Below are 11,239 nucleotides of genomic sequence, written 5' to 3' on the forward strand. Positions count from 1 at the left end.
ATTTTCCACTTATCCACTTAGAAGGTGCGTATTACGCACCCTGCCATACTGCATTTTTCCTTGAAAAACGGGCGACTCCCCTGCTTTTTTGAACAGGCATTTTTCATAACAAATACAAAAGGTAGGCACACCCTAGTCAAGTTTGCCATCATTTTCTTGCTCCTTCTTTTTTAGCTCTTTTTTAACATCTCTCATATGAGACCATATTAATAAAATTATAGTAGCCAGACCTAAAATCAAAAAAAACCGATTGGCGGATACTATTTTATCTTTTGTAGAGGCATAGCTATCAACAGCTATCATCTCACCATTAGGTTTATTGATATGAATGGTTGCCATTTGGGGGATTTCATTGGTAATACCAAGTACTGAGGGTTGGTAATAATAACCAATGGTAAGTGTTTGGCTTAGATGGTCATCTGTTAAGAAACAATTGCTAAACATGTCTTTTTTAGGAATAACTATGTTACCACAAGCAATCATCTGTTTTTCTTTGGTTTGGGGATTGACAATACTCATGTGTTTAATGTCTCTATTTTTGCCATCTTTAGCAACAGTAACCAGCCTAACCTTACCTGTTACATAATGCAAGTCTTTTTCAGGTGGCAGTCCACGACCATGCCAAACACAGTAGGGTATAACCCATATAGCACAGCATATTAAAAATAAGAATACAAAATCACGAATTTTCATATCATCAGTCTCGTAGGGGCAACCCCCATTTTATCACAACCCCAAGCTCATCAGCACTGTCTTTGCTGTAAATACCCCCACCCCACCGCCAAACTCGCCCCCACCATGTCCGCCACGCCGTCCCATACATCCATGGTGCGTGTGGTAAAATAACCCTGTATCAGCTCGCTTGCCACCGCCCAGCCCAAAGCCACCACCCATAGACAGAGTGCTTTGGTTTTGGTATTGATGTTAAATAACAGCGATAGCAGATAAAACTGCCCAAAAAACATCGCAAAATGAGCCACTTTATCCAAATGGCTCACGCTCGGCACTTGACCGCTTGGCACACGCAAAAAAAGTCCATAGCAGGACAGCCCAAACCACACCAATATGGCAAACCACAGCCATTTGACAGAAAATTTTATCATCATCAATCATCACCACACAAAGCGGTCATCATAACAAATTTTATGGTAATTTTTTATGAAAAAATGATGAATTTCGCCTATAATATGCCCTTTGTCCGTCCATTTTTCATTTTCATGCAAATCATCAACTTAGACCCACATGCCCCCACCGCCCTGCCCCCACACGCCTTGACCATTGGCAACTTTGACGGGGTGCATTTGGGACATCAGGCAATGCTTAACGCCCTAATCAAAGACGCCACCAAGCAATCACTTGCCACTGCCGTCATGGTGTTTGAGCCACAGCCTAGGGAATTTTTTAGCCCACAAAGCCCCCCTGCCCGCTTGACAAACTTTGCCGAGAAAGTCGCCTTGCTGGGCGGTCATGGCGTGGATTTTGTCATCAAGGCAAATTTCAATGACGATTTTCGCCACCTATCCGCCCACGCTTTTGCCACGCTTTTGACCACTTTGGGGGCAGAGCATCTGGTGCTGGGCGATGATTTTCGTTTTGGACATGACCGCACAGGCGATAAGGCGTTTTTGCAGGGGCTAGGGTTTAGCGTGGATAGCCTTGCCACTATCGCCCATGATAAGGTACGAGTTAGCTCCACGGCGGTGCGTGGTGCGTTGGCACAGGGCGATTTGGACACCGCCAAAATCATGCTTGGGCGAGACTATACCATGACAGGGCAAGTGGCACATGGCGACAAAATCGGACGAACGCTTGATTTTCCCACTGCCAACGTTGCCTTAGATAGGCTAAAACCTGCCATACAGGGGATTTTTGGGGCGGATATTTTAGCAGTTAGGGACGGTGTGGCAGTTGATTTATATGCCTTAGGGGGCGGTATCAAAGGACAAACCGCAAGCAGCCTATTTGGGGCGGTCAATGTCGGCAAACGCCCAAGCGTAAACGGCACGGATTATCGCCTAGAAGTGCATTTGCCAGAGTTTACAGGCGATTTGTACGGCATGACGTTGAGTGTGATTTTTAAAAAATACTTGCATGGCGAGCGTCATTATGAGAGTCTGGCACAGTTAAAAGACGGCATAAAAAGGGACGTGGATGAGCTTGTGGCGTGGCACAAGCCTTTATAACCATGACATCTAGGGTGTACCAAATACGCCCTTTTTTGTGCGTGGCACGCCTGCTTTTAAAACAAACACTCAACAAAAAAGAGCGAATAATCGCCCTTTGTCTTTATCAAATTACTGCTCGTTCATCGCAAGCATCGTACCTGTATTTGCCGTAGCATCTAGGTAACGAGTATCACGCCATACGCTGTATCCGTTGTGGTTACGATACGGGGTAAAATTAGGCTGACGAAAATCTGATACCCACTGGCTACCATCATAGATTTGGATATGACCGTGCGGATTTTTACTGGTACGATTAAAGACTGCCACATCGCCAATCTGTGGTACGTAGTTGTCATTACTAATACGGGTAAAACCTGCACTGGCAAGCGTGCCATTGGCGTACTGATAGGCTGATGGCTGTGGGGTAAAGCTATAACCGGCTGATTGTAGTGCCTTACGCACATACATGGCACAGCGACCCACGCTCTTGCCGTGAGCGGCACGGGCAGCCAGACGGGCAGCTGTGGCAGGGGCAGAGCCATTTAGAGCGGCGACTGTACTGCCTGTATTATTGCTTGCTGAAAAGTTAGTGAGTGTTTGGGTGTTGGTACTAAACCCTTGGGTCAGACGAGAATTACCTTGTGACGCCCCCATCAGCTCATTGATGGCACTGTCAAGCTCAGCATTGCTTAGCGTTTGGGTAGGCATGGGTGGTGCGATGATGTTTACTTGACGCTCGCCATCGGCAGATGAGATGGTAATTCTGCCACTTTCTGCATTTGCACTGACTGTCGTCAAGGTAATTGCCGACATTAACCAAAAGAGTTTTTTCATAAGATTGCCTCGCATCCATCATGCACGACGACACAGCGTTTGTCTGCGGGTTAGTCGTCCCCTGTTTACATGAGTGATGTCAGATGGGTTAGTTTTGTTAAAGCTTGGGTTTATGCCATACGCATCCGAACGTACTTTTTGGCTCAATAAGGCATTGGCATTGAGCGGGTGGCGTGATAAACTTAGCTCTTGGACACCATGTCCGTCAGTTTTTAAAAGGTATTATGATGAGTGATGACTTATATCTAAAAACCCATTTTCCAAACCACCTTGCCAATCGCACCGAAAAACAAGCGGCGGCAGGGGCGAAACTTCCCAAAGACCTAAGCAGACGACTTGCCTACTTTACTCACTTGACCCATCTGTCCGCCCCCCTGCTGTCAGGTGTGTTGGGCGAACTTAGTAGTCAGGTACAAGTGGCGTATGCTCATGATGATAAAATCACCTTAGCACTACCAACCATCACATCCGCCAATCATGTACGTTATCTACATCAAGAATGTCTGTCGGCACTGCATGAACATCCAGCATTTGGGCAGTTTTCAAAAATGGGGGTCATTGTCAATCACAAAATTCATCAGCGTGTCAGCGGTCAAATTACCGCTCCAACCACCTTAGAAAAACCATTAAGCGAAAACACGGTGCGAACTATAACACAGACTGCCAAACTTGTCATCAAAAATCCAAGTTTACAGGCGTCCTTTATCAAGCTCATTCAAACCGCCGCCACCAAAGAATGATAATTATTCTTAAATTTGGGTCTTTTACGGTCTTTTTGTAATCTTATGTAAAGAAATTCGCCCATTTTCACGAAATTTCCATAAAACTCTCATAAAAACCCTGCACAAATCCCCCAAAACCCCCACAAACACAAAAGCGAGCTACTGTCAGCTCGCTTTTACTTTGTTACACGCCATTTTGATTAATTTTTAGCTTTATTACACTAATTTTTCAGTCAGTTTGCCGAAATTTAAATCGCCCAAATTTTTTGACTTAAAATCCTTCATTTTTAGGGGATTTTTGGGCGGAATGAAGGCTATCGGACAGCTGTTTTTGTCATAATTTGTTACAATTTCATAGGCACTGTCATCTGCCAATACCGCTCGAATGAGTGCGTTATTTAGGGCATGACCTGATTTATAGGCGTTAAATTTACCGATGATGTTATGCCCAATGACGAACAAATCGCCCACCGCATCTAGCATTTTATGGCGGACAAATTCGTTAGGATAACGTAACTCGCCATTGACCACCGATGTCTCATCCAGCACCACGGCATTATCCATACTACCACCTAAGGCAAGGTTGTGCTTTTTGAGCATCTCTAAGTCTTTTAAAAAGCCGAACGTGCGAGCCTGCCCCACTTCACGGGCGAAATTGGCGGTACTAAAATCAAGCGACGTGGTCTGCTCGGTTGCTTTGATGGCGGCATGATTAAAATCAATCTCAAAATGCATCAAAAAACCATCATCATAAGGAGCAAGCTCCGCCCATTTGTCTTCATCAGTCACACGCACGGTTTTTTTGATTTTTAAAAAGGCTTTGGGAGCGGGCTGTTCTGCCACGCCTGCTTCGTCAATCAAAAACAAAAACGGTGCTGCCGAGCCGTCCATAATCGGAATCTCAGGGGTATTGACTTCGATATATAGGTTATCCAAACCGCACGCTGACACCGCTGAGAGCAAATGCTCTACCGTACCAACTCGTGCATCGCCCGCCACTAAGTTAGACGACATCATTGTATCTTGGATAAGCGTAGCACTCATGGGAATGTGGGCGTTATCAAGGTCAGTGCGTACGAACACAATACCCGTGCCGATGGGAGCGTCTCGCAAGGTGAGCGTGACTTCCTTGCCACTGTGTAGCCCTATGCCAGTGGCAGTGATGGGTGTGACTAGGGTGCGTGCAGGATAATAGTTAATGTCGGTATTATTATTCATGATAAACTCATCTGTCTGGATATCACACATTTTATCATCTGATGACAGGTTTGTCATCATGGCGGACATGAGTGGGATGTAATGACAATGATTGGTAAAATTAATAAAAGCGTGCTAAATGGTGCCAGTGGCAAATTTTTGTACCAATGCATGAATGCCATTTAGGGCAGGCTGATAATCAGGGGCGTATAAAAACAAAGCGAGCACGATGATGTAGAGCATGACATATCGCAGGGATTTTTTACGTTCAAAAAACTTTAATGCCGTGCCTGATGATTTTTTGAGTTTAAGCCCCAGTACATTGACGCTGTATATCTCATCTAGCACCAAATGCACCAACGACCCGATGAACAAAAATCCCCCAAACAGCCAGCTGACTTTGGCGGTCATGCCAAAGCCATAAAACGCCCCATAGATGGCAAACAGTCCACACATCGCCATGTATGGCACCGAATGCACCATGCCCCGATGAACGGTGAGATGACTAAACAGCCCTATCACGCCATAACGCACAACCACGAACGCCCCACCCCACACCATGAGTGCCTGCTCCACCAGCTGTGTGCCTGTGGTCTGATAGGCGGTGTACAAAATGGCGGTGAGCGTGGCGACAAATAACGACATGAGCGTAAAAAATCGCTTGGCAGGAATGGATGTTTCAAGGTCAATATCAGGCAACAGCCCACCAATAACCCCTATCGCCAAACAAAAAACCGCCGTGCCAAAGCCAAATAACCCACCCACAAAGCCAAACGTGGCAAGGGCAGTACTGGCAATGGCAGCAACGGTCAAATGCGTGGTGAAATTTGCCATAAAGCGAGAAACCTACCGACATAACAACAAATCCCCAAGCCGTAACTTGGGGATTTAGAATTTGGCACTCCATAGGGGATTCGAACCCCTGTTACCGCCGTGAAAGGGCGGTGTCCTAGGCCTCTAGACGAATGGAGCGTAAAACTTAACGAACCAACACAAGATTGCTCAAAGAGCGTGCCTAGGTGCTTGTGTTTTCTACTTCTAAAAAGAAGTGGTGGAGCTAAGCGGAGTCGAACCGCTGACCCCTTGCATGCCATGCAAGTGCTCTACCAACTGAGCTATAGCCCCTTTGTTAAGGTGGGCGTATTATATAAAAGAGCCTGTGCTTTGTCAAATATTTTTTTAAAAAATTTTAAAAAAACCGATAACTTATTGAAAATTATCGGTTTTTACTTAGGGTGTGTCTGCCTTTTGTATTTGCAATAAAAAACAAGATTTAGCTATTTTTCATACAAAAACATTCTTTTATTTTCACAAATTTTTAAAATTTAAATTGTGCTATAAAGGGCAGGCACGCCCTATATTATTCTTGATTTAAAAAATTCGGCAAAGCCTTATTTGTCTCTTCCAATTTTTTGAGTTTCTTTTTGCCAAGTCCGCCCAAAACTTCACAGGCATGGCGTAGGCGTGATAAGGTCATGTCCGCACCAATGACATACATGGAGTTCATGACAGGCGTGGAGCTCGTGCTACCTGCAATCGCCACAAAAAACGGTTGCATAAAGTCTTTTAATTTAATCTCAAAATGCCCTGCCAAGCCTTTTAGGGTTTGATAAATGTTATTTTCGCTCCACTCGGGCAAGGCTTCTAGTTGCCATGTGGCAAGATAGAGAATTTCAAGTAATTTATCATTATCCAGCGTTTTATGGGCAAAATCGTCTAGGGTAACATTTGGCAAGTTTTGAAAATAAAAGCCTGCCCAATTTACCGCATCACTCAAAGTATTGATACGGGGCTGAATGGCTTTGGCAATGGCAGTGAGCTTATCATCATCGCTTGCCCACGCCAAAATCTTCGCCTTTAACTCGTCCGCACTCATCGCACGCAGGTATTCGCCATTGAGCCAGTAGAGTTTTTCAATGTCAAACACAGGGCCGCCAAGCGACACACGCTTAATATCAAAGCTCTCAATCATCTCATCTAGGCTAAATTTCTCGGCTTCATTTGGCAAGCTATACCCCATACGCCCCAAATAGTTAATCAAGGCTTCGGGCAGTACGCCTGCGTCCTTATAATAGGTGATTGATGTGGGGTTTTTGCGTTTTGAGAGTTTGGATTTGTCGGGGTTACGCAGTAGGGGCATGTGGCACAATACAGGCATTTCCCAACCAAAATACTCATACAAAAGTTTGTGCTTGGGGGCGGAGTTAATCCACTCTTCGCCACGAATGACATGGGAAATTTGCATTAAATGGTCGTCCACGACATTGGCAAGATGATAAGTCGGTAAGCCGTCTGTTTTTAGTAGAACCTGCATATCCACCGTTTCCCACGGAATGCTAATCTCGCCACGAAGCATGTCATGAATCACGCACTCGCCCTCTGTCGGCACACGCATACGAATGACAAAGGGCTTGCCACTTTCGGCAAGTTTATCGCTCTCTTCACGGCTAAGATTGGCATAACGCCCGTCATAACGCACAGTCAAGCCTTGGGCTTCTTGCTCTTTACGCATTTGATCTAGCTCATCTGTCGTGCAAAAACAGCGAAAGGCATGACCTTTATCCAATAGCTCATTGGCGTATTTTTGGTAAATTTCAGAACGCTCGGACTGGCGATACGGGGCGAACTGTCCGCCCACGTCAGGGCCTTCACTCCACGACAGCCCCGTCCAACGAAGGGCGTTTAAAATCATCTGTTCGGACTGGGCGGTACTGCGGACTTGGTCGGTGTCTTCGATACGTAGGATAAACTCGCCCCCTTGCGATTTGGCAAAAACCATATTAAACAAGGCAATATAAGCCGTGCCAACGTGTGGAAAGCCAGTTGGGGAGGGGGCGATACGGGTGCGAATGGGTTTGGTAGGATTTGTCATGGGATTTCTCAGAAAAATTTGGGATATGATACCAAAATTTGGCTTAGTTTTCAGCAGGGCGTGTTGAACTTTTGTATTTGCAATGAAAAATAGGGGACATCGCCCGTTTTTCAAGGAAAAAATGCAGACTGATAGCCATTCTATCAGGCAAGTTTTTGACGATGAAAAACCAGATTTAGCCATTTTTCATGCAAAAACGTACCTTTATTTCTAAAATATTTCTATATTGTAAATAGTGTTATAAAGGTTCAACACGCCCTAGTCTTATCAAGCATCAATCTCGCCCCTATCGGCAAATGGTCGGACAAATCAGACCACGGCACACCGCCATAGACTTGGGCGGATAGGACGGTCAAATGCCGTACATAAATGCGGTCAAGGCTGATCATAGGAAACTTGGCAGGAAAAGTCGCAGGGTGCTTACCGTGCTTGGTATCAAAGACTTCGGACAGTCCCAAATCCGCCATAAACCGCCCCGATTTTTTCGCCCAATCATTAAAATCCCCCGCCAAAATGAGCGGTTTGTCCTTATCAATCTCGCTGTTGATATAGTCGCTGATTGCCTTGTATTGCTTGGTGCGGTCGGCTTCTAGTAGGTTTAAATGAGCATTTAGCACCACCACAGGCACGCCCCAACCGTCAGGGGTTATCTCGCTATGCAAAACGCCCCGTTTTTCTAGGCGTGAGACGGTGATATTGACATTATGCTTGGGGTCTAGGGGGTGGCGTGAGAGCGTGGCGTTGCCGTGATTGCCGTGCGGATAGCGGACGTTTTCGCCATAGCTGTGCGACAGCGACAAATATTCGCCAAACCACTCATGGTGCGACTGGTCGGGGTATTCGTTAAAAGAGACGGCTCGTTTTAGATTTTGCCCTTGCACTTCTTGCAGACACAACACATCAATCGGCAAATCCGCCAACGCTTGCCCCATGCGTTGGAGCTTGACAAGGCGGTTTAAGGGCGACATACCTTTATGGATATTATAAGAAACAACGTGAATGGGAGTCATGTTTTTGCTTTTAAAAATTCAAACAATAAAAGACAAACATACCACGCTTTTATGACAAAAGCAACCTACCCCACGCCCATGCTACTCCTTGCAAAAGTGCGTTGCTATCCTTATTATAAACCCAAATTCTAAGCCCAAAATTTTTAGGAACACACCCATGATTGATTTTCACGCACAAGCCCTAGATGAGCGTTTACGCCTTGTGGATTTTGACAAAACAGACGCAAGCACCCTAAAAGCCTTAGTGGAGCAAGATTTAAAAATTGCTGATGAGTTTTTGGATAATTTGCCAAGCACCGACGAGCCAACGACAGCCCTTGACATCATCGGTCAGTTTAACCGCCTAAATCTTAACCTAAACCGCAGTTTTGGGATACTCTCCCACCTAAACAGCGTGGTGTCTAGCCAAAAGATTCGCACCGCTCATCATGACGTACTGCCTGCCTTATCCGCCTTTTCTACCAAAACAGGGCAATCGGTGGGACTGTATCAGCTTTATAAACTTGTCAATGATAATTTAGAAAAACTAGGAGCAGACAACGCCCTAACACGAGCGGTAGAGCTTGCCTTGCAAGGCTTTACGCTGTCTGGGGTTGCCTTAGATGATGGCAAAAAAGCACGCTTTGCCGAGATTTCTGCTCGCCTGTCGGTACTGTCTGCCAAATTCTCGGACAACGCCCTAGACGCAACCCAAGCCTTCGCCCTGCCCTTGACCCAAGCCCAACTGTCAGGCATTACCCCAAGCGGTCTTGCCCTACTAAAATCAGCAGGCGACACCTATAAAGCCAAACACCCCAATAGCGTGCTGGCAACCGACTATGTCGCCACGCTTGATATCCCCATGTATCTGGCGGTCATGCAGTACGCCGATGATAGAGCCTTGCGTGAGACGCTCTACCACGCCTACAACACCCGTGCCAGTGCCATGTCTAGCTACGGACACACCGAATTTGACAATGGCGACATCATGAGCGAGATACTTAGCCTACGCCAAGAAAAAGCCAAACTGCTCGGCTTTGACGACTACACCCAAGTATCCTTGGCAAGCAAAATGGCAAATGATAAAGATGAGATTGAAACCTTTTTAAAAACGCTCGCTCATCACGCCACGCCATTTGCTAAGGCGGATTTGGCGGACATGGAGATTTTGGGCAAAACGCTTGGGCTTGATAAGGTTGAGCCGTGGGATACGCCATACCTAGCCGAAAAAATCCGCCTTGAAAAATACAACCTAAACAGCGATGAGATTCGCCCTTATTTTCCGCTCCCTGTGGTGCTAGGCGGTTTGTTTGACATCATCGGCAAACTCTTTGGCGTGTCCTTTAAGGAGCGGACGGCAGACGTGCCACGTTGGCATACGGACGTGCAGTTTTTTGAATTGCATGACAAAAACGGCTTGATGGGCGGGCTGTATCTTGACCTATTTGCTCGCACAGGCAAGCGTGGCGGGGCGTGGCTCTCTGGCTTTCAAGAGAAGCATAAGGATAGCCAGATTGAACAGCTTCCTGTCGGCTTTATCGTGGGTAACTTCTCGCCTGCGGTGGGCGATTTGCCAAGCCTTTTGACCTTTGATGAAGTTACCACGCTGTTTCATGAGTTTGGGCATGGCTTGCACCATTTATTGACCAAAATCACACTCTCGGACGTGGCAGGCATCAGTGGCGTGGAGTGGGACGCTGTGGAGTTACCCAGTCAATTTATGGAAAATTTTGCCATTGACAAAGATGGCATTGCACTCATCAGTCGTCATGTAGAAACAGGCGAGCCGTTGCCCCAAGATAAATTGACCGCTCTGCTGAACGCCAAAAACTTCCAAAGCGGACTGCAAACCTTACGTCAGATAGAGTTTGGACTGTTTGATTTACGCATTCATGGCAAAGAGCTGTCGGGCTATGATGAGATTTTGGCGATGCTGGACGGCGTGCGTGATGAAATAGCCGTCATCAAACCGCCTACCAACAACCGTTTTGCCAACACGTTTAGCCATATTTTTGCAGGAGGCTATGCGTCAGGGTATTATTCGTATAAATGGGCGGAGCTGTTGTCGGCGGACGCTTTTGGCAAATTTGAAAGCAGTCAAAACCCCGCCACGCATGGCGTATTTGACCCTACCATTGGTAATGCCTTCAAAAGCGAAATCCTACAAATGGGCGGTTCTCGCCCTGCCAAAGACAGCTTTGTCGCCTTTATGGGGCGAGACGCTGACATGGGGGCGTTACTGCGTCATAGTGGGTTTGTCAAATAGCCAAATCACGGTTAACCAAGTAGTGTGTCAGACCGTCATACGATAACCATAGACTCGCCGCATCCGCCAGTATGGATGCGGTTATTTTATGATTCATTGATAACTCATTAATGATTTTGTCGGTAACAGTAAGTGATGATACACAAAGCATATCTGATTGATTCGCTTGCTCCAATCATCTATACCAACCGAAC

At 46.2% G+C, this 11,239-nt stretch carries 10 protein-coding genes and 2 tRNA genes; 3 read left to right on the forward strand and 9 right to left on the reverse strand.

What is annotated here, in order from left to right; genetic code table 11:
• Positions 1 to 132: 132 nt before the first annotated feature.
• Positions 133 to 693, reverse strand: a complete 561-nt coding sequence (locus B5J93_RS04650) for a hypothetical protein (protein ID WP_079325029.1) — start codon at positions 691 to 693, stop codon at positions 133 to 135.
• A gap of 50 nt (positions 694 to 743) precedes the next feature.
• Complete coding sequence (locus B5J93_RS04655) at positions 744 to 1,106, reverse strand: VanZ family protein (RefSeq protein WP_079325031.1); 363 nt, start codon at positions 1,104 to 1,106, stop codon at positions 744 to 746.
• Positions 1,107 to 1,166: 60 nt separating this feature from the next.
• Between B5J93_RS04655 and ribF the strand changes: the two genes are divergently transcribed.
• Positions 1,167 to 2,183 carry a riboflavin biosynthesis protein RibF gene (gene ribF / locus B5J93_RS04660; protein ID WP_228144870.1) on the forward strand — a complete coding sequence of 339 codons (1,017 nt, stop codon included), beginning with the start codon at positions 1,167 to 1,169 and terminating at the stop codon, positions 2,181 to 2,183.
• A 111-nt stretch (positions 2,184 to 2,294) separates the two neighbouring features.
• Here the strand turns inward: ribF and B5J93_RS04665 are convergent, their stop codons facing one another.
• Complete coding sequence (locus B5J93_RS04665) at positions 2,295 to 2,999, reverse strand: CHAP domain-containing protein (protein WP_079325033.1); 705 nt, start codon at positions 2,997 to 2,999, stop codon at positions 2,295 to 2,297.
• A 173-nt stretch (positions 3,000 to 3,172) separates the two neighbouring features.
• Here B5J93_RS04665 and B5J93_RS04670 point away from each other — a divergent pair, with 173 nt between their 5' ends.
• On the forward strand, positions 3,173 to 3,739 hold the full coding sequence (locus B5J93_RS04670; RefSeq protein ID WP_143823492.1) for a hypothetical protein: 567 nt from the start codon (positions 3,173 to 3,175) through the stop codon (positions 3,737 to 3,739).
• A 198-nt stretch (positions 3,740 to 3,937) separates the two neighbouring features.
• Here the strand turns inward: B5J93_RS04670 and lpxC are convergent, their stop codons facing one another.
• From lpxC to B5J93_RS04700, 6 genes are all read right to left on the reverse strand, one after another.
• Positions 3,938 to 4,939, reverse strand: coding sequence for a UDP-3-O-acyl-N-acetylglucosamine deacetylase (gene lpxC, locus B5J93_RS04675; protein WP_115237321.1), 1,002 nt, complete (start codon positions 4,937 to 4,939; stop codon positions 3,938 to 3,940).
• 114 nt (positions 4,940 to 5,053) lie between these two features.
• A complete protein-coding gene (locus B5J93_RS04680) occupies positions 5,054 to 5,752 on the reverse strand; it encodes a metal-dependent hydrolase (protein ID WP_079325037.1) in 699 nt (232 codons plus the stop codon).
• Between the two features lie 62 nt (positions 5,753 to 5,814).
• Positions 5,815 to 5,890 (reverse strand) — tRNA-Glu (locus tag B5J93_RS04685).
• A gap of 77 nt (positions 5,891 to 5,967) precedes the next feature.
• A tRNA-Ala gene (locus tag B5J93_RS04690) sits at positions 5,968 to 6,043 on the reverse strand.
• A 235-nt stretch (positions 6,044 to 6,278) separates the two neighbouring features.
• Positions 6,279 to 7,790: a glutamate--tRNA ligase gene (gene gltX, locus B5J93_RS04695; RefSeq protein ID WP_079325039.1), complete on the reverse strand. Its 1,512-nt coding sequence runs from the start codon at positions 7,788 to 7,790 to the stop codon at positions 6,279 to 6,281.
• A 248-nt stretch (positions 7,791 to 8,038) separates the two neighbouring features.
• The gene (locus tag B5J93_RS04700; RefSeq protein WP_079325041.1) at positions 8,039 to 8,800 is read right to left on the reverse strand and encodes an endonuclease/exonuclease/phosphatase family protein; all 762 of its coding nucleotides are present in this window, start codon (positions 8,798 to 8,800) and stop codon (positions 8,039 to 8,041) included.
• 157 nt (positions 8,801 to 8,957) lie between these two features.
• On the opposite strand from B5J93_RS04700, the gene B5J93_RS04705 reads away from it, so the two are divergent.
• Entirely contained in the window at positions 8,958 to 11,045 is a 2,088-nt protein-coding gene (locus tag B5J93_RS04705; RefSeq protein ID WP_079325043.1) for a M3 family metallopeptidase, read from the forward strand.
• Positions 11,046 to 11,239: the final 194 nt, after the last annotated feature.

It is taken from the genome of Moraxella equi (genome assembly GCF_002027555.1).
Classification (GTDB): Bacteria; Pseudomonadota; Gammaproteobacteria; order Pseudomonadales; family Moraxellaceae; genus Moraxella; species Moraxella equi.

Excerpts from the sequence above, each read along its gene's own strand:
- B5J93_RS04650 (WP_079325029.1), bottom strand. The coding sequence starts at position 693 with ATGAAAATTCGTGATTTTGTATTCTTATTTTTAATATGCTGTGCTATA.
- gltX (WP_079325039.1), bottom strand. The coding sequence starts at position 7,790 with ATGACAAATCCTACCAAACCCATTCGCACCCGTATCGCCCCCTCCCCA.
- B5J93_RS04700 (WP_079325041.1), bottom strand. The coding sequence starts at position 8,800 with ATGACTCCCATTCACGTTGTTTCTTATAATATCCATAAAGGTATGTCG.
- B5J93_RS04680 (WP_079325037.1), bottom strand. The coding sequence starts at position 5,752 with ATGGCAAATTTCACCACGCATTTGACCGTTGCTGCCATTGCCAGTACT.
- B5J93_RS04705 (WP_079325043.1), top strand. The coding sequence starts at position 8,958 with ATGATTGATTTTCACGCACAAGCCCTAGATGAGCGTTTACGCCTTGTG.
- lpxC (WP_115237321.1), bottom strand. The coding sequence starts at position 4,939 with ATGAATAATAATACCGACATTAACTATTATCCTGCACGCACCCTAGTC.
- B5J93_RS04655 (WP_079325031.1), bottom strand. The coding sequence starts at position 1,106 with ATGATGATAAAATTTTCTGTCAAATGGCTGTGGTTTGCCATATTGGTG.
- ribF (WP_228144870.1), top strand. The coding sequence starts at position 1,167 with ATGATGAATTTCGCCTATAATATGCCCTTTGTCCGTCCATTTTTCATT.
- B5J93_RS04665 (WP_079325033.1), bottom strand. The coding sequence starts at position 2,999 with ATGAAAAAACTCTTTTGGTTAATGTCGGCAATTACCTTGACGACAGTC.